21 protein-coding genes are annotated in these 24,838 nt (G+C 64.3%); 5 read left to right on the forward strand and 16 right to left on the reverse strand.

Annotated elements, in window-relative coordinates:
• Nucleotides 1-102: 102 nt before the first annotated feature.
• Genes PFU01S_RS17020 through PFU01S_RS17045 form a run of 6 tightly spaced genes read right to left on the reverse strand, consistent with a single transcriptional unit; the run spans nt 103 to nt 6,911 of the window.
• Nucleotides 103-1,731, reverse strand: a complete 1,629-nt coding sequence (locus PFU01S_RS17020) for a BatD family protein (protein ID WP_027916521.1) — start codon at nt 1,729-1,731, stop codon at nt 103-105.
• Nucleotides 1,728-3,446 carry a tetratricopeptide repeat protein gene (locus PFU01S_RS17025; RefSeq protein WP_027916522.1) on the reverse strand — a complete coding sequence of 573 codons (1,719 nt, stop codon included), beginning with the start codon at nt 3,444-3,446 and terminating at the stop codon, nt 1,728-1,730. Before PFU01S_RS17025 ends, PFU01S_RS17020 begins: the two co-directional genes overlap by 4 nt.
• Nucleotides 3,443-4,519 (reverse strand): vWA domain-containing protein, encoded by a 1,077-nt coding sequence (locus PFU01S_RS17030; protein WP_027916523.1) that lies wholly within the window; start codon nt 4,517-4,519, stop codon nt 3,443-3,445. Before PFU01S_RS17030 ends, PFU01S_RS17025 begins: the two co-directional genes overlap by 4 nt.
• Nucleotides 4,512-5,006, reverse strand: a complete 495-nt coding sequence (locus PFU01S_RS17035; protein WP_027916524.1) for a DUF4381 domain-containing protein — start codon at nt 5,004-5,006, stop codon at nt 4,512-4,514. Before PFU01S_RS17035 ends, PFU01S_RS17030 begins: the two co-directional genes overlap by 8 nt.
• Nucleotides 5,003-5,947 carry a DUF58 domain-containing protein gene (locus PFU01S_RS17040; protein WP_027916525.1) on the reverse strand — a complete coding sequence of 315 codons (945 nt, stop codon included), beginning with the start codon at nt 5,945-5,947 and terminating at the stop codon, nt 5,003-5,005. Before PFU01S_RS17040 ends, PFU01S_RS17035 begins: the two co-directional genes overlap by 4 nt.
• 4 nt (nt 5,948-5,951) lie before the next feature.
• A complete protein-coding gene (locus PFU01S_RS17045) occupies nt 5,952-6,911 on the reverse strand; it encodes an AAA family ATPase (protein WP_023533720.1) in 960 nt (319 codons plus the stop codon).
• A 398-nt stretch (nt 6,912-7,309) separates the two neighbouring features.
• Here PFU01S_RS17045 and PFU01S_RS17050 point away from each other — a divergent pair, with 398 nt between their 5' ends.
• Together PFU01S_RS17050 and PFU01S_RS17055 are read left to right on the forward strand one after the other, a co-directional pair.
• Complete coding sequence (locus PFU01S_RS17050) at nt 7,310-8,536, forward strand: MFS transporter (RefSeq protein ID WP_028688153.1); 1,227 nt, start codon at nt 7,310-7,312, stop codon at nt 8,534-8,536.
• Between the two features lie 104 nt (nt 8,537-8,640).
• Nucleotides 8,641-8,913: a PepSY domain-containing protein gene (locus tag PFU01S_RS17055; RefSeq protein WP_027916528.1), complete on the forward strand. Its 273-nt coding sequence runs from the start codon at nt 8,641-8,643 to the stop codon at nt 8,911-8,913.
• 59 nt (nt 8,914-8,972) lie between these two features.
• On the opposite strand, the gene PFU01S_RS17060 is transcribed toward PFU01S_RS17055, so the two are convergent.
• The 8 genes from PFU01S_RS17060 to lysA form a co-directional block, all read right to left on the reverse strand.
• Nucleotides 8,973-9,221 carry a CsbD family protein gene (locus tag PFU01S_RS17060; RefSeq protein ID WP_023533700.1) on the reverse strand — a complete coding sequence of 83 codons (249 nt, stop codon included), beginning with the start codon at nt 9,219-9,221 and terminating at the stop codon, nt 8,973-8,975.
• A gap of 120 nt (nt 9,222-9,341) precedes the next feature.
• Nucleotides 9,342-9,806, reverse strand: a complete 465-nt coding sequence (soxR, locus tag PFU01S_RS17065) for a redox-sensitive transcriptional activator SoxR (RefSeq protein ID WP_033695215.1) — start codon at nt 9,804-9,806, stop codon at nt 9,342-9,344.
• A gap of 34 nt (nt 9,807-9,840) precedes the next feature.
• Complete coding sequence (locus tag PFU01S_RS17070) at nt 9,841-10,605, reverse strand: GntR family transcriptional regulator (RefSeq protein ID WP_027916530.1); 765 nt, start codon at nt 10,603-10,605, stop codon at nt 9,841-9,843.
• An 85-nt stretch (nt 10,606-10,690) separates the two neighbouring features.
• On the reverse strand, nt 10,691-12,202 hold the full coding sequence (locus PFU01S_RS17075) for an MDR family MFS transporter (RefSeq protein ID WP_028688154.1): 1,512 nt from the start codon (nt 12,200-12,202) through the stop codon (nt 10,691-10,693).
• Nucleotides 12,192-13,337 carry an HlyD family secretion protein gene (locus tag PFU01S_RS17080; protein ID WP_028688155.1) on the reverse strand — a complete coding sequence of 382 codons (1,146 nt, stop codon included), beginning with the start codon at nt 13,335-13,337 and terminating at the stop codon, nt 12,192-12,194. Before PFU01S_RS17080 ends, PFU01S_RS17075 begins: the two co-directional genes overlap by 11 nt.
• 71 nt (nt 13,338-13,408) lie before the next feature.
• A complete protein-coding gene (locus PFU01S_RS17085) occupies nt 13,409-14,824 on the reverse strand; it encodes an efflux transporter outer membrane subunit (RefSeq protein ID WP_028688156.1) in 1,416 nt (471 codons plus the stop codon).
• Between the two features lie 106 nt (nt 14,825-14,930).
• A complete protein-coding gene (locus PFU01S_RS17090) occupies nt 14,931-15,641 on the reverse strand; it encodes an AraC family transcriptional regulator (protein WP_027916534.1) in 711 nt (236 codons plus the stop codon).
• A gap of 251 nt (nt 15,642-15,892) precedes the next feature.
• A complete protein-coding gene (lysA, locus tag PFU01S_RS17095) occupies nt 15,893-17,125 on the reverse strand; it encodes a diaminopimelate decarboxylase (RefSeq protein ID WP_028688157.1) in 1,233 nt (410 codons plus the stop codon).
• A 123-nt stretch (nt 17,126-17,248) separates the two neighbouring features.
• Between lysA and PFU01S_RS17100 the strand changes: the two genes are divergently transcribed.
• Nucleotides 17,249-18,154: a LysR family transcriptional regulator gene (locus PFU01S_RS17100; RefSeq protein ID WP_027916536.1), complete on the forward strand. Its 906-nt coding sequence runs from the start codon at nt 17,249-17,251 to the stop codon at nt 18,152-18,154.
• Between the two features lie 40 nt (nt 18,155-18,194).
• Here the strand turns inward: PFU01S_RS17100 and PFU01S_RS17105 are convergent, their stop codons facing one another.
• Nucleotides 18,195-18,548 carry a hypothetical protein gene (locus PFU01S_RS17105; RefSeq protein ID WP_027916537.1) on the reverse strand — a complete coding sequence of 118 codons (354 nt, stop codon included), beginning with the start codon at nt 18,546-18,548 and terminating at the stop codon, nt 18,195-18,197.
• Between the two features lie 77 nt (nt 18,549-18,625).
• On the opposite strand from PFU01S_RS17105, the gene PFU01S_RS22730 reads away from it, so the two are divergent.
• Nucleotides 18,626-18,760, forward strand: a complete 135-nt coding sequence (locus PFU01S_RS22730; protein WP_255212324.1) for a hypothetical protein — start codon at nt 18,626-18,628, stop codon at nt 18,758-18,760.
• A 61-nt stretch (nt 18,761-18,821) separates the two neighbouring features.
• Nucleotides 18,822-23,687: an NAD-glutamate dehydrogenase gene (locus tag PFU01S_RS17110; protein WP_028688158.1), complete on the forward strand. Its 4,866-nt coding sequence runs from the start codon at nt 18,822-18,824 to the stop codon at nt 23,685-23,687.
• A 260-nt stretch (nt 23,688-23,947) separates the two neighbouring features.
• Here the strand turns inward: PFU01S_RS17110 and ppsR are convergent, their stop codons facing one another.
• Entirely contained in the window at nt 23,948-24,766 is an 819-nt protein-coding gene (gene ppsR, locus PFU01S_RS17115) for a posphoenolpyruvate synthetase regulatory kinase/phosphorylase PpsR (RefSeq protein ID WP_027916539.1), read from the reverse strand.
• Nucleotides 24,767-24,838: the final 72 nt, after the last annotated feature.

The following is a 24,838-nucleotide window of genomic DNA, read 5'->3' on the forward strand; positions in this document are numbered from 1 at the left end:
CGGGCAAGGGCGTTATGGTACCCCATGGGCGCGGCGCTGTGCGGGCCGGTAAAGCCGGTCGGTACACGGCGCGAACCCGGTCGATGACGCGCCGCCACATGCTCACTTGGGATACAGCGGTGGCAGGCTGGCGCTCTCGCCGGTGGGCAGCAGCACCTGTTCGGCCGGTGGAATGGTGCCGATCGCCCGCCACAGGTCTTCACCTTGCCAGTGCTGGCCGCTTTCGCTGTACAGCGCGCCGTTCAACCCATCCAGGGCGTCGGACAGGGGTACGAAGCGCGCCGCCATCTCGGCCAGGGTCTGCGGCTGTTGCCGCGCCCAGGCATCCAGGGCCTGGCGCGTGGCCTGGGGGTCGTTGGCCAGGCAGGCGCGCTTGAGGTCGTCCAGCAGGGTGCGCGGGCTCGGCCCTGTCTGCGCCGCACGCAGCACCGCTGGCTGCGAACGGGCGCGCCACCACAGGGTGAAGCCCAGCAGCGTGGTCAACGCAAGCACCAGGGTCGCCAGCTGCCAAGGCCACAGCAGTGTGCTGCTGCCATTGCCCACCACCGGGGCCTCGGCCACCAGGGCAGGGTTGTCCTGCACGGTGATCGAGCGTGCAGGCAGGCCACTGTGCTCGAGGTGATCTTCGCGGGTGTTCCACCATGTCACTTCCAGCGCAGGCAAGGCCAGCGGGCCGCTGTGGGTGGGAATGAGCGCCTCGCGTTCCTCGCGGGTGGCGGTCATGCCCCGTTCGCTGATCTCGTTGCGCAACAACGGTTGATCGGGGTAGCGGCGCAGGCCATTGGCTTCGGTGGGCGGCACTGGCGGCAACTGAGCGCTGGACAGCCCTTCGGCGCGCAGGGTGACGGTGCGGGTCAACGAATCGCCGATCTGGGTCTGCTGGGCGGCAGGATCGGGGCTCCAGCGTTCCTCCAGGGTCAGGCTACGCGCGGGCAGCCAGGGCAGCCCGGCCGGCCACTGGGCCGGGACGGGCCGTACCGTCAGACGCAGCGGCGTAGAGCTTACCTGTACCTGGCGGCCGGCACGGGCAGCGCCGTTGCCGTTCTGCTCGCCCTGGCTATTGGCCGCAGCCGTGGCGGTGAAGGTCAGCGAAGGAATGTCCAGGGTGCCGCTTTGCTGGGCATAGACGGCATAGCGCGTTTCGATCACGCCATGGCGCACACCCTGAATTTCCTTTTCGTAGGTGCGCGATTCGCCCAGGGGCTCGACCTTGGCGTTTTCCAGTTGCAGCGGGCTGAGGCTGCTGTCGTCATACAGCGCAACCGAATGGTAGATGCGCAGGGTCAGTACAGCCTGGGCCTGCACGTAGACATCGGTGCTGTCCAGGGTCGCCTCGATGAACACCTGGGCGTTGTCCTGGCGGTTGGCATCGGCTTGCAGCACTTGCAGGTCTACCGGCTGGCTGAACGACTGCCCCAATTGCAGGGCAGGGATCTGCAGGCTGCCGCTGCGCCGGGGCAGGAGCGTGATGATCCAGCGGGTGCTGGCGCGGGTCTCGCCATCGAGGGTGTGCAGGCTGTTCAACTGCCGGGTACTGCGCACCTCGAAGTCACCTTCCAGTGCCCGCAGGTCAGGCTTGCCGAACTCGGTCACATCCTGGCTTTCGAGGGTCAGCTCCAGGCTCTCGCCGGCTTCCAGACGTGTACGGTCGACACTGGCCTTGAGCGACGGCTCGGCGTGAGCCAGCACGTTCCAGAGCAGCATGAGGAGAAAGACGCCGCAGCGACTCATCGTGGGGTTTCCTGTTGCAATTGCTGTTCGTACCAGAATTTGCGCCGTAGCAACTGCGCGGGATTGTCGGGGATTTCTCGGAGCCATTGTTCCAGCGCCTGGCGTTGCTCGGCATCGAGCGCGGTGGTGACAGGCGCGTGGGGTGGGTCGACCACATCGTCATCCTCGCCTGGCGGGTTGCCAGATGCACCCTGGTCACCGCCGTCGCCTTGGGCCGAGGCGCCGTCCCCCGCCTGCTCGTCGGAACCGGGCGCAGGCTCTGCCGGGCTACCTTGCGCGCTGCTGTTGCCCTCGGTTTCACGACCAGGCGAATCCTGGGCGTCGGTGCTGCCGGGCTGTTCGGCAGCCTTGCCTTGGCGCTGGGCCAGCATTTGCTCGACCAGTGCCTGGTTGTCCAGCGCCGCCTGCAGGTCTGGCTGACGCTCCAGGGCTTGATCATACGCGTCCAGCGCCGCTTCCAGTTCACCACTGTATGCCAGAGCATTGCCGCGATTGTAGTGCGCGGCGGCCGTGTCGACCTGCAGAAACGCCTCGGCAGCGCCGGCATAGTCACCCGCCTGGTACAGGGCCATGCCTCGCCATTGCGGGTCACGGAAGCGGCCGGCCGCTTCGGCCGCTCGACCCTGCTCGAGCAGGCGCTGGCCTTGCTGGTCGGGGCGCAGCCACAGATCGTCGAGCTCGAACGCCTGGCCGGGCTGGGGCAGGGCCAGCAACAGCGGCAGGCAGAACAGCCAACCCCGCCGACCGGCACAGGCCGCCAGCAGCAGCAACGGAATCAGCAACCAGTAGCCTTGGTCGGCCCAGCTGTCCAGTTGCAGGGTCTGGCCTTCGCTGCGTGTGCTGCGCGGGTTGTCGAATAGCCCTAGGCCGCGCAGGTCCAGGTCATCGATGCGGGCATGCCGGTAACGCCCGCCAGTACCATTGATGAAGCCTTTGAGCGCCGCGCCGTCCAGCCGTGGCAACAGGATCGCGCCCTGGTCGTCCTTGAGAAATTCCCCGTTGGCTTGGCGCACTGGCGCCCCGTCACGGCTGCCGATGCCCAGCATCAGCAGGCTTGGGCCATGGCGACCCAGGGCCTGGCTGATGCCTTGGCGCTCGGCGGCGCTGAGCGAGGACCCGACCAGCAGCAGTCGGCCCTGGCCAAGGCCGCTCTGGGCGAGCAGGGCCAGGCCCTTGTGCACGGCAAGGTCTGCCCGCTGGCCGGGCTTGGGCATGATCGAGGGGTCGAGTGCTTCGAGCAGGTTGCGTGTTGTGGCCAGGTCGTCGGACAGCGGCACCAGGGTATGCGCCGACCCTGCGTAGACCACCAGTGCGGTCTGGCTGTCACGGCGGTGCTCGAGTACGTCGAGTATCTTGCGACGCGCCTGCTCAAGACGATTGGGCGGGCTGTCCTCGGCCAGCATCTGCGGGGTCAGTTCCAGCAGGATGACCAGAGGATCGGCAGGCCGCTGGCGGCTTTCCTCCACGCGTTGCCAGCTCGGGCCCAGCAGGGCCAGCACCACCAGCAGCCAGGCAAGGCCCAGGGCTATCCAGGGTAGCTTGCTGGTGTTGCCACTGCCGCCACCGAGCAGCACGTTATGGAAGGCCGGGGGCAGGATCATTTGCCAGCGCCCGGCGCGCCTGCGCCGGTGCCAAAGCTTGAACAGCAACCAGCCGAGCACGGGAATGCTCAGCAACCACAGCGGGCGCAACCATTGGGGCCATAGATCGATCATCGCGGCCTCCTCAGGCGCAGGCGTTTGAGGCGCTGCCGCCATTGTGGGTGCGGTTGCAGAAAGCGCGGCTTGCGCAATTGTCGTTGCAGCGGGTTGTCCGGCCACTGCACGCTGATCACCAGCAGCACGCTCAGCAGCAGCGCCAAGGCCAGTGGCCAGGCATACAAGGCCTTTGCCGTACGCGCCTGGGTCGGCTGTTGCGCCACCGGTTCAAGCCGGTCAAGCGTGTCACCGATGGCATCGAGTTCGGCGCCATCATGGGCGCGGAAGTACGCGCCCTGGGTGGTCTCGGCGATTTCGCGCAAGGACGCTTCATCCAGGTCCAGGCTTGGGTTCAGGCCCAGTAGGCCAGGGGTGCCGGTGGCTTGCGGATCGGCGCCAATGCCGATGGTGTAGATGCGCACGCCCTCCTGAGCGGCCAAACGGGCGGCGGTGAGGGGGTGGATCAGCCCGCCATTGTTGGCCCCGTCGGTGATCAGCACCAGCACTCGGCTCTGCGAGGGCCGCTGGCGCAGCCGCTTGACGGCCAGGCCGATGGCATCGCCAATGGCGGTGTTCTTGCCGGCGATGCCGATCTGGGCTTCATCGAGAAAGGTGCGCACCGTGCGCCTGTCGAAGGTCAGCGGGGCCTGCAGGTAGGCTTGGCTGCCGAACAGGATCAGCCCCACCCGGTCACCTTCACGGTCCTGCAAGAAGTCGCCCAGCAGCGCCTTGACCAGGTCGAGCCGGCTGATGTCTTCGCCCTGCCACTGCATGTCCGGGAAGTCCATCGAGCCGGACACGTCCACTGCCACCAGCAGGTCGCGCCCACTGGCTGCCACCGGCATCGGCTCGCCCAGCCATTGGGGGCGAGCGGCGGCGCACAGCAACAGCAGCCAGATCACGACGAACGGGGCCTGCTGGCGCCAGGTCGGCAGGTTCAGGCGGGCGCGGCGCCCCGCCAGGCTTTCAAGCTCTTGCAGGAAGCCGACTTTGAGGACAGGCTCTCCACTGTCGGCGGCAGGCAGCACGAGCCGTGCCAGCCAAGGCAGGGGCAGCAAGGCGAATATCCACGGCCAGGCCAGTTCAAACATGCTTGCGAATCCAGGTTTCCACCGCCTGGCTAAGCCCGGCGATGGCCTTGTCGTCCAGGCGGCATTCGGGCTTGTAGGCCCCTTCGACCAACACCATCCAGCGGGTCAGGCCTGCTGCCGGGCAGCGGTTGTCAAGAAAGGCCAGCCATTGCCGGCCATTTAGCGTGTGGCTATTGGCCAAGGGGTAGTGACTGCGACACAGCCGTTTGAGCAGGGCATTGATCTGCTGCAGCCAGGCGCCGGCAGGCGCTTTGTCGTAGGGGCGGGGCAGACGCGCCAGTTCCTCGAGCGCCGCCACGCGCACCGGGTCGAGCGGCTGCTCGGTGCGTGGTAGGGGCCGTTTGCGTGGGCGCCAGCGACGCACGCGCCACAGGCCCCAGGCCAGCACGGGCAACAACGCCAACAGCAGCCACCAGCCAGGCGCCGGTGGCCAGGGGCTGATCGGCGGGGGCGCGATCAATGGCTGCAACTGGTCAAGCGGGTTCACGAGGCGCTGCCCATGCGCTGGGCACTCAGGTAATCGCGCAATTGCTCGATCATCTCGCTTTGCGTGGTCAGTGGCATCAGCAGCACCCTGAGCTTTTGCGCCATCAATTCCCAGCGCTCGATGCGCGCCTCGGCTTGGTGCCGGTAGGCCTGGCGCAGCCCTTCGTCCAGCGTGTCCAGCTCCAGCTGCGCGCCCCGTTGCGCAAACCTCAGCAAGCCGGCCGCTGGCAGAGCGTGGTCCAGCGGGTCCGATACCGGCATCAGCAACAGGTCGCAGTGTCGCGAGAGCATGGCCAGGTGTTGTTCGCACTGGGGCGTCAGCGAGCGCTCATCGCAAATCACGATGGCCAGACTGCCTGGCCTCAATACTTCACGCGCCCTGCGCAGCGCAAGGCCAAGGCTATCGGCCTGGGCGACGCCTTCGGTGTGCAGCGACTGGTTGACCTTGGCCAGACGATTGAGCAGTTGCAGCAGGCTTTGCTTGCTGCGCCTGGGTTTGATCTCGTGGGGATCGTTGTCACCGAACACCAGCCCCCCGATCCGGTCGTTGTGCCCCAGCGCGGCCCAGCCGAACAGGGCCGCCGCCTGAGCCGCCAGTACCGACTTGAACACCAGCCCGGAGCCGAAGAACAGCCGCTGGCTCTGCTCCACGAGAATGAAGATCGGCCGCTCGCGTTCTTCGTGAAATAGCTTGGTGTGAGGCTCCTGGGTGCGGGCAGTGACCCGCCAGTCGATGTTGCGCACATCGTCACCGGCCTGGTACACCCGAACCTGATCGAAGTCCACACCCCGGCCCCGCAGCTTGGAATGGTGCAGGCCCACCAGCGGGCTACGTTGGCCGGGGTTGGAGAACAGCTGGATTTCGCGCACGCGGTGGCGCATGTCGATGAGTTCGGCAAGGGTGATACGAATGCCGGGCTCGATCAGCGGGGTGCTGGACATGGGGTCAGGCAACGGCCACGACGTCGAGGATACGCTGCACGACCCGGTCCTGGTCGACCCCCGCCGCCTCGGCTTCGAACGACAGGATGATGCGGTGGCGCAACACGTCGAACAGTACCGCCTGAATGTCCTCGGGGCTGACGAAATCGCGCCCGGCAAGCCACGCATGGGCCCGTGCGCAGCGGTCCAGGGAAATCGAGCCGCGCGGGCTGGCGCCATAGGCAATCCAGTCGGCCAGTTCGTTGTCGAATTTGGCCGGCGTACGCGTGGCCATGACCAGTTGCACCAGGTACTCCTCCACCGCGTCTGCCATGTACAGGCCGAGGATTTCCTTGCGAGCTGCGAAGATCGCCTGCTGGCTGACCCGCCGCTCGGGCTTGGTCTCACCGCCCAGCGCCTCGCCGCGAGCCTGGGCCAGGATGCGGCGCTCCACGGCAGCGTCGGGGAAGCCGATCTTGACATGCATCAGGAAACGGTCGAGTTGCGCCTCGGGCAGGGGATAGGTGCCTTCCTGCTCGATCGGGTTCTGCGTGGCCATGACCAAGAACAGCGGCGACAGGTCGTAGGTGCTTCGCCCCACACTGACCTGGCGCTCGGCCATGGCTTCGAGCAGCGCCGATTGCACCTTCGCCGGCGCCCGGTTGATTTCGTCCGCCAGCACCAGGTTATGAAAGATCGGCCCCTGCTGGAACACGAAGCTCCCGGTCTCGGGCCGATAGATCTCGGTGCCGGTGATGTCGGCGGGCAGCAGGTCGGGGGTGAACTGGATACGGTGAAATTGCGCCTCGATGCCCTCGGCCAGTTCCTTGATGGCCTTGGTCTTTGCCAGGCCCGGCGCACCTTCCACCAGCATGTGGCCATCGGCCAACAGCACGATCAGCAGCCGCTCGACCAGCTTTTCCTGGCCAAGGATCTGGGAAGAGAGAAAGGTGCGCAGCGCGATCAGCGCCTCACGGTGTTCCATCGGCGACGGTTCCTGATAGAGGACCAGGCGGCTGATGGCAGCGGCCCGGCAAGGGTTGATACTTTAATCCATCCGAGGGGGTGGCGACCAATGGCGGCTTGGAAATTTATCTGAAGGGCGGCCTATCAGAAGATCAGCGCGGTCCTCGGGATAAGTGCCGTAGCGTTGAAATCCTGGGTTTGCTGCGCTGCCCATCACAGCCCATCGCGGCCAGTCCGGCGCCCCGGCCAAGCCGTTCCAAGTCCCGCGTAACCCTGAGCCCTGCGCTCTATCGATCACAGCGATAACCACTATCGAGCGGCCGGCCTCTCGCCTGGCGGCCCGTGCTCTTTATACTCGCGGCCTGATTTAGCCTCTCGTGCGCCTCGTTTAGGCGCCATGTCATGGAATTGTGCACAATGCCAAGCGTCAGTCCGGCCCCTCGTGGTCTGCCCGAACACCAACAGCAAAGCCTGCTCCAGCAGTGGCTGGCCATTCTCTCCGTGGCCGTGGGCGCGTTCGCCTTGGTGACCAGCGAGTTTCTTCCAGTCGGCGTGCTGAACGACGTCGCCAACGATCTGGGCATCAGTGCAGGCCTTGCCGGGCTGATGGTCACCTTGCCCGGCATCATGGCAGCCCTGGCGGCGCCGACCATTTCTGTCGGTGTCGGCAACCTGGACCGGCGCTACCTGCTGATCGGCCTGACCTTGATCATGATCCTGGCCAACGCCATCGTCGCGTTTGCCGGTAATTTTCACCTGTTGCTGCTGGGGCGCGGGCTGCTGGGGGTGAGTATCGGTGGCTTCTGGGCGACCGCTATTGCCTTGAGCAGCCGCCTGGCGCCCGATGGCGTCGGGGTGGCCAAGGCCAACTCGATCATCATGGCCGGCGTTACCCTGGCCACGGTCATCGGTGTGCCGGTGGGTACCTGGCTCAGCGGGCTGATGGGCTGGCGGATGACGTTCCTGGTCACTGCCGTGGTAGGGGTGCCGGTACTGTTGGCGCAGGTCATGCTCCTGCCCCGGTTGATGCCGGAGAAGGCCATTCGCATCAGCGACCTGCCGGCGTTGTTCATCAATCCACAGGCGCGCGTGGGCCTGATTGCCGTGTTGCTGATCGGGCTGGCGCATTTTGCCGCCTACACCTACGTGGCCCCTTTCTTCAAGCAAAACGCCGGCTTCGATGGCCCAACCATTGGCTCATTGCTGCTGCTCTACGGGGTGGCGGGGTTCATGGGCAATATCTTCGCAGGCTTTGCGGCCAACCGCAGCGTGCGGCATACCTTGCTGCTGGTGGCGCTGCTGATTGCCGTGAGCACGGCGCTGTTCCCGCACTTTGCCACTGGCATGACAGGCGCTGCGATGCTGATCGCGTTATGGGGCTTTGCCTTCGGGGCGTTTCCTGCCTGCGCGAACATCTGGATGTTCGTGGTCGCGCCCAAGGATGTGGAGCGGGGCATGCCGCTGTTCGTGGCCATGTTCCAGGTCATCATCGCCGTAGGGTCGTTCTTTGGTGGGCAGGTGGTCGATCACCTGGGCACCGGCGTGCTGCTGAGCATGGCCACGGCACTGGTAGGTTGCGGTTTCGTGACGGTGCTGGTGCTCGGGCGCAGTGTCAGTAATGCACTGGTCAGCCAGCCGGGTTGAGGGCGCTGAGCCACTCGCGTCCGTGCGGCACTGGGAGGATTGGAATGAACGCGGCGTACCGACTGTCGGTCGCATGTTCACACCCTCCAAGAAGGAAACCTGCAATGAAAGCGATGACTCGACTGTTCACTGGCCTGGCCCTGGTTGGCGCGATGGGCGCTTCTGTTGCCTGGGCCGATCAGCCCGGCGCCGACTGGAAAGTGAACAAGGATCAGGCCGAAGCTGCCCTCAAAGGCGCCGGCTACACCCAGATCACCAAGATCGAAGCCGATGACGGTCATTGGGAAGGCGAGGGGATGAAAGCTGACGGCAAGCAGTACGAGTTCAAGGTCGACCCGCGAGATGGCCGTATCGTCAAGGATGAACTGGATAACTGAGTTCAGCCTGCATTGAAGCCCATCAGGCCCACGCACCCGCGTGGGCCTGATGCATTCGGTCAGCGGCGCAGCAGACGCGACACCACCATGGCCAGCGCGGCACCGATGGCCACGGCAGCAAACGGCTTTTCCTTGACGAAGGACGAGACGCAGTTCACGGCATCGCCGTAAGTCTTGGTCACCTGGCCAGCAGCCTGACGGCCTTCACCTTCGGCTTCTAGGGCCGGATCGTCGATCAGACGGCCTACAGCGCTCTGGGCTTTACCCGCAATGTTCTCTGCTACACCTTCGATCTGTTCGCGTTTCATGGTTCGGTCATCCTTTCGCTAACGGGATTGGTTAAATAGCAAAAGGTTAGGGCGTTAGCGCCGCCGATTGGTTCCAACCAAAGCGGCGCCAGATACTACCGCGCCGTGCACCTGCTGCGGTTACGTGCCCTCACGCACGTGCCGTTCCAAGATCCTGGGCCCGCTGCCTTCCTCGCCCAGTACATCCTGTGGGTTGCGTAGCGGGCATTGCTCCAGCGACAGGCAGCCGCAGCCGATGCAGTTGTCCAGGTTGTCGCGCAACGCCTGGAGCAGGCGAATGCGCTGGTTCAGGTCTTCTCGCCACGCACTGGACATTTCGCCCCACTGGGCTGCCGTGAGCTTGCTGTTGGGCGGGTAGCGCCCCAGCGCCTGCTTGATTTCATCCAGGGCAATACCGGTGCGCTGGGCCACCTTGATGATCGCCAGGGTGCGCAGCACCAGCGACGGATAGCGGCGTTGGTTGCCAGCCGTGCGCGTGCTGGCGATCAAACCCTTGCTTTCGTAGAAATGCAGTGCCGATACCGCGATACCGCTGCGGCGAGCCACCTCACCTACGGTAAGCATCCGTGTCGATTCTGCTGCCATGCGAGTGGATCTCCAATGGGTGTACTGGGGGGCGTCAGAACGCTGGGGGGACAGCCGCGGCGCTTGCGGGCATGCGGTCGCGACGTAACTGGTTGACCAGGCTGTAGCGATCAGCGGGGTAGAGGTTTTCGCAGACCGCCATCAGGTCGCCGTTTTCCTCGCGGTAGTGGCGCACCACGCACAGCGCCGGTGCCCCCGGCTCGGCACTTAATACACGGGCCTGGTCAAGGGTCAGTGACTGTGCCTGAGCGTGCTGGTCGATCACGGCGATCACCCGCTCGTAGTGCTGCTCGATCAGGCGGGCGATCAACTGCTCGGGATGTGCCTGGGCCAGTTCGATCACCTGCGCGTAGTCGGATTGGGCATAGACGGCGCTTGCACACACCACCAAGGGGTGGCCCGCAGAGGTACTGTGCAACGCCTCGATGCAGAAGTACTGTTCCCCTGGCACCAGCCCCAGTCGCTCGGCCTCGTCAGGGGCAGCCACGAATTGGCGAACAGCGCGAATCTGACGCACGGGTGCCTGAAGATGATGCGAGAGCTCTGCCAGGCTCGCTATCGACTGCCGGTAGCCGATCTGAGGGTGGCGCGCCTCGACGCGTGTCCCAATGCGCTTGCGCCGCGACACCAGGCCCAGGCTCTGCAACTGCTCGACCGCCGCGCGAACCGTATGCCGGCTCACACCGTAGAGCGCGCACAGTTCGATTTCAGTGGGCAACAAGCCCCCGACCGGATAGCGGCTGCTGGCGATTGCCTCGATCAAGTCCTTGGCCACAGTGGCATAGCGGGCTTGGTGCATGGGTAGAACCTGTCTGGACGTTGTACAAAGGCGCCAGTGTACCAGCCGTTCGTCGCTCCCGAGCCAAGCGCCCGCCATCGCCTCATTACCCCTTGTGCGACCTCAGCAGCAATGCTGCCACCGCACAGCCGAGCAACGCCAGGCAAGCCAGGTAGAAGGCATCGCTGTAGGCCATCAGGTAGGCTTCGCGGCGGATGGAGCCCGACAACCCTTCGAGCCACTGCTGCGAATGCCAGAGCCATGTCTGCACGGTCGGATCCAGGCGTGTGTGCAGTTGCGGCTCGAACACGGTCACATGCTCATGGATGCGCGCACTGTGCAGGCGTTCGCGCGTGGCCACCAGTTGGGTCAGGCCAGCCGTGCCGATGGCGCCACCCAGGTTGCGCAGCATCGAGAACACCGCCGAGGCCGACCCGGCCTCGCGCTTGTCCAGCCCGGCCACTGCCAGCACGGACAACGCAACCATGATGAACGGCTGGCCGATACCCCGTACCACGGTGGAGGGGATGATCACATTGTCGGCACTGTCGGCCGTCAGGCTGGCGCCCATCCAGCAGCCCAGCGCCATGATCAGGAACCCGCTGGCCACCATGAACTTGGCGCTGGTCCACCGCATCAGGCGCGGCATCAAGGGCGCCAGCAGCAACTGCACGAGCCCGTAGGCGATCAACGCCACACCTACGTCCCGTGCACTGAAGCCTTGCAGTTGCGAGAGGTAGTTGGGTACCAGAAACACCAGCCCGAAGGTGGCCGCCCCGAAGATGAACATCGCCAGGCTGGCCACGCCGAAGTTGTAACGGCCCAGCAACCGCAGATTGATGAACGCGCGCGGGCCGAACAGCTGGGTCGTCACGAACAGCACCAGGGCCAATGCTGACACCACGGTCATGCCCGTAATGAACGAAGACCCGAACCAGTCCAACCGGCCGCCTTCTTCCAGCACGATCTGCAGCCCGCCCAGGCCAATCACCATGGCGGCGATGCCGAGCCAGTCACCGTGGCGCAGCAACTGCAACTTCATCGGCCTGGCCTCGATGGACCAGGCAATGGCGCACAGCAGGGCAATACCAGGAAACAGCTGCAGGTAGAAGATCCAGCGCCAGGAGTACGCATCGGTCAACCAGCCGCCGATCGAAGGGCCCGCTGCCTGCGCCACGCTGTTGGCCAGGCTGAACAACGCCATGCCCATGGCCATTCGGCTGGCCGGCAGTTCGGTGATGATCAGCTGGAACGACAGCGGGATCAGCACGGCGCCGGCGGCGCCCTGGATTACCCGGATCACGATCATGGTTTCAAGGTTCGGCGCCCACGAACAGGCCACCGACGCGATCAGGAAGACCAGCGAGCCCGTCCACATCACCCGGCGCAGGGAGAACACCTCCACCAGCCAGGCCGTCAGGGGGATCATCACGATCTCTGCCACCAGGTAGGCGGTGGATATCCATGACCCTTCCTCGAAGCTGGCGCCCAGCGAGCCGCGTATCTCGGGCAGTGCGGCACTGGTGACGTGCACGTTCATGCCGGCCATGAAACAGCCGAACAGCCCGCCCAGCACAGCCACCCAGGCGCGCAGGGATACCGGTTGTTCAGCGCGCATCGGCAGGCTCCGGCGTGCGCGTGTCGACGGTGGTCACCACCGACATGCCGGGCAGTATCTGCGGCCCGTTTACGGGCAGGTCGAGCAGGATGCGCACCGCAAAACGCTGGACGATCTTGGTGAAGTTGCCTGTGGCATTGTCCGACGGCAGCAACGCGAAAACATTGCCCGAGGCCGGCGAGAAGCTTGCTACGTGACCTTCGAATGCCTGGCCAGGGAAACTGTCCACCTGTACCTGTACAGGCTGCCCTGGGCGCATCCGAGCCAACTGGGTTTCCTTGTAGTTGGCGACGACATAGGCCTGCGCGACCGGCACCACTGCCAACAACGGCTGGCCCGGCACCACGTATTGCCCTGCACGCACGTGGCGCTTGCCCACCACGCCTGCCACCGGTGCGCGCAGCACGGTGTCCTGGGCGTCCTGTTCGGCCAGTCGGCGTTCGGCCCTGGCGCTTTCGAAGGCGGCCAGGTGCTGCTGCAGGTCAGCCTTGGCCTGGGCAGCGCCGGCCTTGGCCATCCGTTGCTGCGCCTGTTGTTCCCGCCATGCTGCCTTCGCCCCTTGCTCGACAGCCTTGGCCTGGTTGGCAGCGGCCAGCGCCTGCTCCAGCCGTTGGGTCGTGGCTGCCTCGTCGCGTACCAGGCCTTGGTAGCGTTGCAGGTCCAGCTGGCTGCGACGACGTTCGGCGCTGGCACTGTGCACGGCGGCCTCGGCCTTGAGGGTGGCCTGCGCCTGCTGCTCGATGCGCTGCACGGCCAGCTCGCGGCGAGCCCGCGCCGCGTCTATGGCCGCCTGCGCCTGATGTTCGGCAGCGCGCGCGCGATCCCTGCGGGCCTGGTAATCGCGATCCTGCAACCGGACCAGCACAGCGCCGGCTTCAACCGGCTGGTCGTCTTCGACCTCCACCGTTGCCACATAGCCCGCCACGCGCGAACTCAATGCAACCCAATCGGCGCGGATGTAGGCGTCGTCGGTACTTTCCAGGTAGCGCCCGGTGGAGAACCAGTAGCCAGCGAGCGCCAGTAGCGCCAGCACGCCCAGGCATGCGGCTGCGCTATAGAGCAACCGCCGTCGTGTGCGAAGGGTCGCCTGCTCGGCAGTCGGGGTTGAGGGGTGCGTTTGTGCAGCAGCGTTCATGGTGGGGTTCCATTGTCCAGTGGAGGCGGTTGCGCTTTGCAAGCGTCGGCGGAGCCTTGGGCGTGGCGGCTTCACCACCCGCCGCCCAGTGCGCGGAACAGGTCGATCTGGGCACTGGCCACCTTGCCGCGCGCCTCGAGGAGCTGGTCATGCAGGGCGATCAGCTCGCGTTCGCTGTCAAGCAGGGCCAGCCCGTCCTGGGTGCCCGCACGGTAGCTGGCCTGTGCCAGGGCGAAGCCGCGCTGGCTGTGCTCGAGCGCAGCCTGCAGCGAAGACAGGTGCTGCTGCTCGCCGGCATGGCGGGCCAAAGCCTGGCGCACATCCTTCAGGGCCTTGAGCGCCACGCTGCGGTAGTGAGCGCGCTGGGCCTGCTGCAAAGCCTGGGCCTTGCCCAACCGGGCGCGGTTGGCTTTCAGGTTGGGAAATTCCCAGCTGATCAATGGGCCGACGCCAAAGGTGATGGCGCGGCTAGCCCCCAGGCCACTGATGTGACGGTCAGCGCTAGCCAGTTGGGCGCCAAAAAGAACCTTGGGGTACAGGTCGGCGCGCACGATGTCCGTTTCCAGGCCGGCGGCTTCCAACGCTCGTTCAGCCTGGCGTACGTCGGGGCGCCGTTCGAGCAGGTGCCAGCCATCGCCTGTGGGCAGCGTTGCCGTGAGCGAAGGGATGGCAGCGCAGGGGTGTGTGCGATCAACCGTGGCGTCACCGGCCAGGGTGCTCAGCTCGAACAGCGCCACCTGGCGCCGCGCCTCGAAAACAGGTATCCGGGCGCGCACCTGTTCACGCAGGCCGAGCAGCCGCTCGCCGTCCAGCGCCGTGGCGATGCCGGCCTGACGCTGGCGGTCGCTCAACAGCAGGCTGCGATCAAGGGTGCGCAGGGCTTGCCTGGCCTGGCTCAGGCGGGCGGTGTAGACGCATTGTTCGATGTAGGCACGGCTGGTCTGGGCGGCCACCAGCAGTCTCACGGCATCGTGCGCGGCGTTCGCAGCCTGCGCTTGCGCCTTGGCGCGATCGATTTGGGCTTGCACCTGCCCCCACACGTCCACCTGATACGCCAGCGCCACGCCCGGATTGAAGTGCCAGGAGGCGGAAGCATGGCTGTCACGGGCCTGGGCCAGGGTCTGATCGTCACTGTCCCTGCCGTAGGTTGCAGCAATACCCAGCGAGGTAGCAGGCAGGCGCTGCGCCTCAAACTCGCCGATGCCAGCCAGCAGTGCCCGCACGTTGGCTTCGGCCTGGGCCAGGTCCTGGTTGTTGGCCAATGCGCGCTCCACCCAGCGTCCGAGTTGCGGGTCCTGGTACAACTGCCACCAGCGCTCGGGCAAAGGCTGCGCGCTAACCCCGGCCTGGGTCTCGGCCAAAGGGTTGACCCGCATGGCCGCAGGGGGCTGTTCGGAGGCGACAGGGTGCGTGCAACCTGCCAGCAGGCCGAACGTCAGCACAGCGCAAAGCTGTACGGGGGAGGGGATCATCAACGAAGTGGGCATCATGAACATCGCTTGTCAGTCATGATGCAACGTTAGCGAGACCGGTCAGGTCAAGGCTGCCGCAAGCGGGACAACCGTGCGCGCCAGCGGGACAATTCGGACCGCTTCAGCGGGGGCGTGCGCTCCCGTCCTGCCAGTCGCTGGGCGCGTATCCCAGAATACGCCTGAACATGGCTGCAAAGGCGCTTGGGCTCTGGTAGCCGTGTTCGAGCGCCACGGTGATGATCGGACGGCCTGCCGCCAGGCACTGCTGGCTCAGCATCACCCGCGCCCGAGCGCGCCACTGGCCGTGGGACATGCCCAACTCGCGCTGAAACAGCCGGGCCACATTGCGCGTGCTCATGTTCAGCGCAGTGGCGCACTCTTCAAGCGAATGCGCCTCGGCGGGTGACCGCAGCATGCGCTCGCACCAGGCCCTCAGGCGCGCGTGCGTCGGCATTGCAACGAACGTGTCGATGCGCCTTGCATGGGCGAGCTCGCCGAGAATGAGCGCCCGTACGTGCTCGCCCTCCCGGACACCGAGCATTCGCGAGGCTGCCAGGATCAATTCACGCAGCAACCCCGTCACCACGATCACCTGGCAGTGGCCGACATGGGGCGTCAGCAGCAGGGAGCGCATGCTGACGACGCCTTCCATGACAATGGCATGGCTGACGCCGGCCGGCACCCACAACGCATTACCCCCATGGATCACCCAGCTTCCCGAATCGGTACTCACATGCACAATGCCACTGGCCGCGTAGATCAGTTGGTCGTGGGCGTGGCAGTGGCTGGCGACGTGATCGCCGGGGGCGTAATCCATTTCGAGTGTCTGCATGTGGGGGATCCATCGTTGGAATGGATCCAATTGTAAAGGGGGATCGTGTGTGGAGGTTGCAAAGGGTGGGGTAGTGTGCGGTTTGAATGTGACTGAATTGCTTGATTCTAGGAAAAGATAAGAATTTATTGCGAGCTATTTGGTTTTCACAGTTCACATTCTATTAACGAGCGAAGTGTGTGGGGAGCACTGGGTGGTCTATCCCCGCAATGCCGGCTCGCCATGGCGGTCGGCATGCAGGGAATTGGAAGTTACAAGCCGGCCTCAAGCGCGAGTAGCGCGTCAATGGTCTGCCGACGGCGGATCAAGCGTACGGCTTGGCCTTCGATCATCACCTCTGGCAGCAAAGGCCGGCTGTTGTAGTTGGACGACATGGAGGCGCCGTAGGCACCGGCATCGTGAATCACCAGCAAGTCGCCAACCACGGCCTGGGGCAAGTCCTGAGGGCAGAGCGCCTGTTCATCCTGAGTGAACACGTCCCCCGATTCGCACAGTGGGCCGGCGACCACGGTCGGTTGCCGCGGGCGGTCTACGAGGTGGCCGTCGGCATCGAGCAGGGTCATGGCATGGTAGGCCCCGTACATCGCAGGACGCATCAGGTCGTTGAAGCCAGCATCGACCAGCACGAATGTGTTGCGGCCCACCTGCTTGACGGCACGGACTTCGGTCACCAGATAGCCCGACTCGGCTACCAGAAAACGCCCTGGCTCGATCTCCATGCGCACCGGGTGGCCGAGCACGGCTTCGATTTCCTGCCGTGCCACTGCCCAGGTTTGCGCATAGCGCTGCAGGTCCACCGGCGTGTCGGTATCGCGGTATGGCGTCGAGAGCCCACCGCCGATCGAGAACGCTTCGATGTCGGTGTCCAGGCGCACGATCAGCTCGATCATGGCACGAGCCACCTGTTCCAGATGGGAGTAGTCAACGCCAGAGCCGATATGCATGTGCACGCCTACCAGGTGCAGGCGATGGGCCCGGATGCAGGCGAGCGCCTGCGGCAGGTCCTCGTGCCAGATGCCATGCTTGCTGTTCTCGCCCCCGGTATTGGTCTTGCGGCTATGGCCATGGCCGAACCCTGGGTTGATGCGCAGCCAGACACGGTGCCCTGGCGAGTGCTCGCCCAACTGGCGCAGCATGTCGATGGAGCCTGCGTTGACTTCGATCTTTTCCGCGACCGCGCGCGCCAGGGTGGCGCGGTCCAGCACGTCGCAAGTCAGCACCACCCCCGCAGGCTCGCCCGCCACACTGGCGCCGGCTGCAAAGGCGCGTTCCATTTCCCCGAGCGACACCGCATCGAGCACCAGCCCGTGCTGGCGCATCAAGCGCAATACCTGCAGGTTGGGGTTGGCCTTCTGGGCGAAGCGTACGGTGTCGAATGGCTTGAGCTGTTCTATCCGGCTGATGATGGTGGCGGCGTCGTAGGCCCACAGGGGTGAACCGTGCTGGCGAACGGCGTCGGCAAGCACAGCGTAAGGATGGTTCATGATCGAAGGACTCGGGACAGGGGGAAGTAGCGAGCATGGCCCATAGACTCGATTCAGAAAAATAGCTATTTTTGCGCCACCCATTCAGACCTGATATGACCTGTGAATACCATCGGTGCTGCCATGAAACTCTCCGCCCGCCACATCGAAGTGTTCCGCGCCATCATGGTCTCGGGCAGCGTGACGGGCGCGGCGCGTCTGCTGTTCACCTCGCAGCCGACTATCAGCCGTGAGCTGGCGCGGCTAGAGCACGTGACCGGCCTGCATCTGTTCGAACGCACGGCCGGTCGCTTGGAAGCCACCGCCCAGGCGTTGCTGCTGATCGATGAAGTAGAGCGGGCGTATGTAGGCCTTGAGCGCATCGACCGTTTTGCCCAGGCCATTCGCAATTTTCAGCAGGGCCAGTTGGCCGTCACCTGCCTGCCGTTGTTTTCGCAGACGCTACTGCCCAAGGTCTGCCAGCGTTTCCACAAACAGCACCCTGGGGTGAGCGTGAGCATCGTGGCCCAGGAGTCACCACTGCTGGAAGAGTCCCTGGCCACCCAGCAGCACGACCTGGGCCTGACGGAGGTCGCGCAGATACCCCGCGGGGCGAGCGGGGAATTGCTGTTCAGCGCCAACATGGTCTGCGTGCTGCCTGAGCACCATCCGTTGCAGGCCAGGTCACGGCTGAGCCTGGCGGACTTCCATGAGATCGATTTCATCAACCTGGCCAGCCTGGACACCTATCGCCAGCGTCTGGACCACCAGTTTCGCGCGGCCGGGGTGAACCGTCGCACGGTCATCGAGACCACCAGCGCCGCCTCGGTGTGCGCCATGGTCAGGCAGGGCCTGGGCGTCGCCATCATCAACCCCCTGAGCGGGCTGGAGGCGGCCCAGAGTGGTTTGCCCATCAGGCCGCTGGAGATCTCGATCGCCTACCAGGTGATGCTGGTCAGGCCAGACCACCGGCCGGCCTCGGCGGCGGTCGAGCCGTTCTGTCAGACACTGCGCGAGCAGGCGCAGGCGATGCAGCGCGCACTGGCCTAGCCCCTGCGGCCTGTGGCAAGCCTGCGCAGTGATCGGTGGATTAGAGTTCGCAGATGAACGTGCCGGTGCCGCTCAGGATGTTTTCCAAGGTTTGCCTGATCTCGTCCAGATCGCTCAGCGTGCTGGTCAGGTTGATCTGAAGCACCTCATCACCGCGCAAGGCGTCCCGGTCACCTGCCGCCACTTCGATCAACAGGCCAGTTGCGCTCAAGGTCACTTTCAAGCCGTCCAGGGTCGAGGGCTCATCATCCAGGGTCAGGTCGACCGTGTCTTCGTCGGGGTAGCGGGTCAGCAGGAACATCTGGCCTTTGTCGCTGTGGCAGCACAGGGTGGCCATGTTGTCCTCCTCTTCATCGCAGGGGGTGGCGAACAGCACGGCGGTGTCGATTTGCATGGCGGGCTCGGATCAAAGGAAACGGAAGGGAATTCTGACAGTCTTGCTTACATGCATAAACGTAAAGTTACCGCCCCTTGAACGAAATTGTCGCAGCGCTGCAAGCCTTGATGACCGGTCAGTCGTTAAGCTTCGCCCAGTCCTGGGCGTGCATGCGCACGCTCAACGCCTGGTTTTCATCGTTCGCCCTGCCTGCAATCGTCTATCGTTGATCCCGGCACGGCGCACGCAGCGACGCTTCAACTATTACAAAGCCCAAGCGGAGTACCACAGATGGCGTTCTTCACCGCGGCCAGCAAAGCCGACTTCCAGCATCAACTGCAAGCGGCCCTGGCGCAGCACATCAGCGAACAGTCCCTGCCACAAGTGGCGCTGTTCGCCGAACAGTTCTTCGGCATCATCTCTCTGGACGAACTCACCCAGCGCAGGCTTTCCGACCTGGCCGGCTGCACCCTGTCGGCCTGGCGCATCGTCGAGCGTTTCGACCCCGAGCACCCGCAGGTGCGCGTGTACAACCCCGATTACGAACGCAACGGTTGGCAGTCGACCCACACGGTCGTCGAGGTGCTGCACCATGACCTGCCGTTTCTGGTGGACTCGGTCCGCACCGAGCTGAACCGCCGTGGCTACAGCATTCATACGCTGCAGACCACGGTATTGAGCGTGCGCCGCAACGCCAAGGGCGAATTGCTGGAGCTGCTGCCCAAGGGTACCCACGGTGAAGGGGTTGGGCACGAGTCGCTGATGTACCTGGAGATCGATCGCTGCGCCAACGCTGCGGAGCTGAGCGTGCTGGCTCGGGAAATCGAGCAGGTGCTGGCCGAGGTCCGCGTGGCGGTCGATGATTTCGAGCCGATGAAGGACAAGCTGCGTGAAGTCGTGGCGCTGGTCGAGCAGACCCCGTACGGGCCGGCCCAGCACGAAAAGGGCGAGGTCAAGGCGTTCCTGGAGTGGTTGCTGGACAACCACTTCACCTTCCTGGGATACGAAGAGTTCACCGTCCAGGCCGATCAGGCCGGTGGCCAGATGGTTTACGACGCGCAGTCGTTCCTTGGGCTGCCGCGTCGCCTGCGCGTTGGCTTGACCCCCGAAGAGCTGCGCATCGAAGACTACGCCGTGGCCTACCTGGCCGAGCCGCTGCTGCTCTCCTTCGCCAAGGCTGCGCTGCCAAGCCGGGTACACCGCCCGGGCTACCCTGACTACGTGTCCATCCGTCAGCTCGATGCCTCGGGTAACGTGCTCAAGGAACACCGCTTCATGGGCCTTTACACCTCCACGGTGTATGGCGAAAGCGTGCACGCCATCCCCTACATCCGGGTCAAGGTCGCCGAAGTGGAGCGCCGTTCCGGCTTCGATACCAAGGCTCACCTGGGCAAGGAACTGGCGCAGGTGCTCGAGGTGCTGCCGCGCGACGATCTGTTCCAGACGCCGGTCGATGAGCTGTTCAGCACGGTCATGTCCATCGTGCAGATCCAGGAGCGCAACAAGATTCGCGTCTTCCTGCGCAAAGACCCGTACGGGCGCTTCTGCTATTGCCTGGCCTATGTACCGCGTGAAATCTATTCCACCGAGGTTCGGCAGAAAATCCAGCAGGTGTTGATGGAACGCCTGAAGGCCAGCGATTGCGAGTTCTGGACCTTCTTCTCCGAGTCGGTACTGGCCCGTGTGCAGCTGATCCTGCGCGTGGACCCGAAGAACCGTATCGACATCGACCCGCAGCAGCTCGAGCGTGAAGTCATCCAGGCCTGCCGTTCCTGGCAGGACGATTTCTCGGCGCTGGTCGTGGAGAACTTCGGCGAAGCCCAAGGCACCAACATCCTGGCCGATTTCCCCAAAGGCTTCCCGGCTGGCTACCGCGAGCGCTTCGCCGCCCATTCGGCGGTGGTGGACCTGCAGCATGTGCTGGCCCTGTCGGAAAGCAAGCCACTGGCCATGAGTTTCTACCAGCCGCTCACGCGGGTTGGCGAGCGCACCCTGCACTGCAAGCTGTACCACGCCGACACCCCTCTGGCGCTGTCGGACGTACTGCCGATTCTGGAAAACCTCGGCCTGCGCGTGCTGGGAGAGTTCCCCTATCGACTGCGCCACGCCAATGGCCGCGAATACTGGATTCACGACTTCGCCTTCACCTACAGCGAAGGCCTGAGCCTGAACATCCAGGAGCTCAATGACACCTTCCAGGATGCATTCATCCACATCGTCGGCGGCGATGCCGAAAACGATGCCTTCAACCGCCTGGTGCTGACCGCGGGCCTGCCGTGGCGCGACGTGGCATTGCTGCGTGCCTATGCACGCTACCTGAAACAAATCCGTCTGGGCTTCGACCTGGGCTACATTGCCAGCACGCTAAACAACCACACCGACATCGCGCGCGAGCTTACCCGCCTGTTCAAGACGCGTTTCTACCTGGCCCGCAAGCTGACCCAGGACGACCTCGAGGATAAGCAGCAGCGCCTTGAGCAAGCGATCCTCAATGCGCTGGACGAGGTGCAGGTGCTCAACGAGGACCGCATCCTGCGTCGCTACCTGGACCTGATCAAGGCCACCCTGCGCACCAACTTCTATCAGCTCGATGCCAACGGCCAAAACAAGTCGTATTTCAGCTTCAAGTTCAACCCCAAGCTTGTGCCCGAACTGCCCAAGCCGGTGCCCAAGTTCGAGATCTTCGTCTATTCCCCTCGGGTCGAGGGTGTGCACCTGCGCTTTGGCAACGTTGCGCGCGGCGGCCTGCGCTGGTCGGACCGCGAGGAAGACTATCGCACTGAGGTGCTGGGCCTGGTCAAGGCGCAGCAGGTGAAGAACTCGGTAATCGTACCTGTCGGCGCCAAGGGTGGTTTCCTGCCACGTCGTCTGCCACTGGGTGGCACGCGTGACGAGATCGCGGCAGAGGGCGTGGCGTGCTACCGCATCTTCATCTCGGGGTTGCTCGACATTACCGACAACCTCAAGGACGGTGGCGTCGTGCCGCCGGTCGGCGTGGTGCGTCACGACGATGACGACCCGTACCTGGTCGTGGCGGCCGATAAAGGCACCGCCACGTTCTCGGACATCGCCAACGGCATCGCCATCGACTATGGCTTCTGGCTGGGTGACGCCTTCGCATCGGGTGGCTCGGCAGGCTACGACCACAAGAAAATGGGCATCACCGCCCGCGGTGCCTGGGTCGGCGTGCAGCGTCACTTCCGTGAGCGCGGCATCAACGTGCAGGAAGATCCGATCACGGTGATCGGTGTGGGCGACATGGCCGGCGACGTCTTCGGTAATGGCTTGTTGATGTCCGACAAGCTGCAACTGGTAGCGGCCTTCAACCACCTGCATATCTTCATCGACCCCAACCCCGAGCCGGCGTCCAGCTTTGCCGAGCGCAAGCGCTTGTTCGACTTGCCGCGTTCGGCGTGGACCGACTACGACACCAGCATCATGTCCGAAGGCGGTGGCATTTTCCCGCGTAGCGCCAAGAGCATCGCCATCACGGCGCAGATGAAGGAACGCTTCGCCATCGAGGCCGACCGCCTGACGCCCACCGAGCTGCTCAATGCACTGCTCAAGGCACCCGTTGACCTGCTCTGGAACGGTGGCATCGGCACCTACGTCAAGGCCAGTGGCGAAAGCCACGCCGACGTTGGCGACAAGGCCAACGACGCCTTGCGTGTCAACGGCAACGAGCTGCGCTGCAAGGTGGTAGGCGAGGGCGGCAACCTGGGCATGACCCAGCTTGGCCGGGTGGAATTCGGCCTGCACGGCGGCGCCACCAACACCGACTTCATCGACAACGCTGGCGGCGTGGATTGCTCCGACCACGAGGTCAACATCAAGATTCTGCTCAACGAGGTTGTGCAGGGTGGTGACATGACCGAGAAGCAGCGCAACCAGCTGCTCGGTAGCATGACCGAGGAAGTGTCCGGCCTGGTGCTGGGCAACAACTACAAGCAGACCCAGGCGCTGTCGCTGGCAGCGCGTCGCGTGCGCGAGCGCATTGCCGAGTACAAGCGCCTGATGGCCGACCTCGAGGCCCGTGGCAAGCTTGACCGGGCCATCGAGTTCCTGCCTTCCGAGGAACAGCTGGCCGAGCGCCTCGCCGCCGGCCAGGGCCTGACCCGTGCAGAGCTCTCGGTACTGATCTCCTACAGCAAGATCGACTTGAAGGAGCAGTTGCTCAAGTCCCAGGTGCCGGACGACGATTACCTGACCCGTGACATGGAAACCGCGTTCCCGCCGTCGCTGGTCAGCAAGTTCGCCGACTCCATGCGCCGCCACCGCCTCAAGCGCGAGATCGTCAGCACCCAGATCGCCAACGACCTGGTCAACAACATGGGCATCACCTTCGTGCAGCGGTTGAAGGAATCGACCGGCATGAGCCCTGCCAACGTGGCCGGGGCTTACGTGATCGTGCGCGACATCTTCCACCTGCCGCACTGGTTCCGTCAGATCGAGGCGCTGGATTACCAGGTCCCCGCCGAGATCCAGCTGACCCTGATGGACGAACTGATGCGCCTGGGTCGTCGAGCCACGCGCTGGTTCCTGCGTAGCCGTCGCAATGAGCAAGACGCTGGCCGTGATTGCGCCCACTTTGGGCCGAAGATCGCCCAGCTTGGGCTCAAGCTCGACGAACTGCTCGAAGGCCCGACCCGCGAACGCTGGATGGTGCGCTACCAGAGCTTCGTCGATGCGGGGGTGCAGGAGCTGTTGGCACGCATGGTGGCCGGTACCAGCCATCTGTACACCTTGCTGCCGATCATCGAGGCGGCTGATGTGACCGGTCACGAGCCGGCGCAGGTGGCTAAGGCGTTCTTCGCCGTGGGCAGCGCGCTTGACCTGACCTGGTACTTGCAGGAAATCAGCAATCTGCCGGTGGAGAACAACTGGCAGGCCCTGGCCCGGGAAGCCTTCCGCGACGACATCGACCTGCAACAACGCGCCATCACCATCTCGGTATTGCAGATGGCCGATGCACCGCAGGACATGGATGCCCGCGTCGCGCTGTGGGCCGAGCAGCATCGGGTGATGGTGGAGCGCTGGCGCGCCATGCTCGATGACCTGCGCAGCGCCTCGGGCCATGACTACGCGATGTATGCAGTGGCCAACCGCGAACTGGTCGATCTGGCCATGAGCGGGCAGGCGACTGTAATGCCGTCCTGAGTCATTGCTGAAATGAAAAAGCCCCGGCCGTAATGCCGGGGCTTTTTTGTGGGTGAGGTGTTGGGCGATTGGTTATGGAATGACGGTCAACGGGGCGCTCAGCGGCCCCAGTGATCTGTGATGCAGAACTCAAGTACCGAGGCCGCTGATGCCCGCCGCCGGCACCGAGCAGCACCCATAAGCCAACGATAGAGACAGGCGTTGCTCACGATGTCTGCGCTCAAACCCTACGACATCACCAGACCAAGCCCGCCACTGCCTTACTTGAACCGCCGCTCCACACCCTTCTCCACCAGGATCTTGGCCGATATTTCTTCCACCGAAAAATGCGTGGAATTGATGTTGGGAATGTTCTCGCGGCGGAACAGGCTCTCGACTTCTCGCACCTCGAATTCGCACTGGGCGAAGCTCGAGTAACGGCTATTGGGCTTGCGCTCGTGGCGAATGGCGGTCAGCCGGTCGGGGTCGATGGTCAGGCCGAACAGCTTGCTGTGGTGCTTTTTCAGCACCGCCGGCAGTTGCAGGCGCTCCATGTCGTCTTCGGTCAGCGGGTAGTTGGCCGCGCGGATGCCGAACTGCATGGCCATGTACAGGCACGTCGGGGTTTTGCCGCAACGGGACACACCCACCAGGATCAGGTCGGCCTTGTCGTAGTAATGGGTGCGAGCGCCGTCATCGTTGTCCAGGGCGAAGTTCACCGCCTCGATGCGCTCCATGTAGTTGGAATTGCCACCAATGGAGTGGGATTTGCCCACCGAATACGAGGAATGGGCGGTCAACTCCTGCTCCAGCGGGGACAGGAACGAGGAGAAGATGTCGATCATGAACCCGTTGGAGGTGGCGAGGATCTCGCGGATGTCCTGGTTGACGATGGTGTCGAAGATGATCGGCCGCATGCCGTCGCGCTCGGCCGCCGCATTGATCTGCTGAACCATGTTGCGCGCTTTTTCGGGGGAGTCGATGTAGGGCCGGGTGAATTTGCTGAAAGGAATGCTCTCGAACTGCGCGAGCAGGCTCTGGCCCAGGGTCTCGGCAGTGATGCCGGTGCCGTCGGAGATGAAGAACGCGGTTCGTTTCATTTGCGATCGGGGCCTTAGTGATGATGACGTTTCTTGATTATGATAAGTTCGCTTTGCCGAATGCGGCTGTCG

Source organism: Pseudomonas fulva NBRC 16637 = DSM 17717 (assembly GCF_000730565.1).
Taxonomy (GTDB): domain Bacteria; phylum Pseudomonadota; class Gammaproteobacteria; order Pseudomonadales; family Pseudomonadaceae; genus Aquipseudomonas; species Aquipseudomonas fulva.

Excerpts from the sequence above, each read along its gene's own strand:
- PFU01S_RS17020 (WP_027916521.1), bottom strand. The coding sequence starts at position 1,731 with ATGAGTCGCTGCGGCGTCTTTCTCCTCATGCTGCTCTGGAACGTGCTG.
- PFU01S_RS17025 (WP_027916522.1), bottom strand. The coding sequence starts at position 3,446 with ATGATCGATCTATGGCCCCAATGGTTGCGCCCGCTGTGGTTGCTGAGC.
- PFU01S_RS17030 (WP_027916523.1), bottom strand. The coding sequence starts at position 4,519 with ATGTTTGAACTGGCCTGGCCGTGGATATTCGCCTTGCTGCCCCTGCCT.
- PFU01S_RS17040 (WP_027916525.1), bottom strand. The coding sequence starts at position 5,947 with ATGTCCAGCACCCCGCTGATCGAGCCCGGCATTCGTATCACCCTTGCC.
- PFU01S_RS17045 (WP_023533720.1), bottom strand. The coding sequence starts at position 6,911 with ATGGAACACCGTGAGGCGCTGATCGCGCTGCGCACCTTTCTCTCTTCC.
- PFU01S_RS17050 (WP_028688153.1), top strand. The coding sequence starts at position 7,310 with ATGCCAAGCGTCAGTCCGGCCCCTCGTGGTCTGCCCGAACACCAACAG.
- PFU01S_RS17055 (WP_027916528.1), top strand. The coding sequence starts at position 8,641 with ATGAAAGCGATGACTCGACTGTTCACTGGCCTGGCCCTGGTTGGCGCG.
- PFU01S_RS17060 (WP_023533700.1), bottom strand. The coding sequence starts at position 9,221 with ATGAAACGCGAACAGATCGAAGGTGTAGCAGAGAACATTGCGGGTAAA.
- soxR (WP_033695215.1), bottom strand. The coding sequence starts at position 9,806 with ATGGCAGCAGAATCGACACGGATGCTTACCGTAGGTGAGGTGGCTCGC.
- PFU01S_RS17070 (WP_027916530.1), bottom strand. The coding sequence starts at position 10,605 with ATGCACCAAGCCCGCTATGCCACTGTGGCCAAGGACTTGATCGAGGCA.
- PFU01S_RS17075 (WP_028688154.1), bottom strand. The coding sequence starts at position 12,202 with ATGCGCGCTGAACAACCGGTATCCCTGCGCGCCTGGGTGGCTGTGCTG.
- PFU01S_RS17080 (WP_028688155.1), bottom strand. The coding sequence starts at position 13,337 with ATGAACGCTGCTGCACAAACGCACCCCTCAACCCCGACTGCCGAGCAG.
- PFU01S_RS17085 (WP_028688156.1), bottom strand. The coding sequence starts at position 14,824 with ATGCCCACTTCGTTGATGATCCCCTCCCCCGTACAGCTTTGCGCTGTG.
- PFU01S_RS17090 (WP_027916534.1), bottom strand. The coding sequence starts at position 15,641 with ATGCAGACACTCGAAATGGATTACGCCCCCGGCGATCACGTCGCCAGC.
- lysA (WP_028688157.1), bottom strand. The coding sequence starts at position 17,125 with ATGAACCATCCTTACGCTGTGCTTGCCGACGCCGTTCGCCAGCACGGT.
- PFU01S_RS17100 (WP_027916536.1), top strand. The coding sequence starts at position 17,249 with ATGAAACTCTCCGCCCGCCACATCGAAGTGTTCCGCGCCATCATGGTC.
- PFU01S_RS17105 (WP_027916537.1), bottom strand. The coding sequence starts at position 18,548 with ATGCAAATCGACACCGCCGTGCTGTTCGCCACCCCCTGCGATGAAGAG.
- PFU01S_RS17110 (WP_028688158.1), top strand. The coding sequence starts at position 18,822 with ATGGCGTTCTTCACCGCGGCCAGCAAAGCCGACTTCCAGCATCAACTG.
- ppsR (WP_027916539.1), bottom strand. The coding sequence starts at position 24,766 with ATGAAACGAACCGCGTTCTTCATCTCCGACGGCACCGGCATCACTGCC.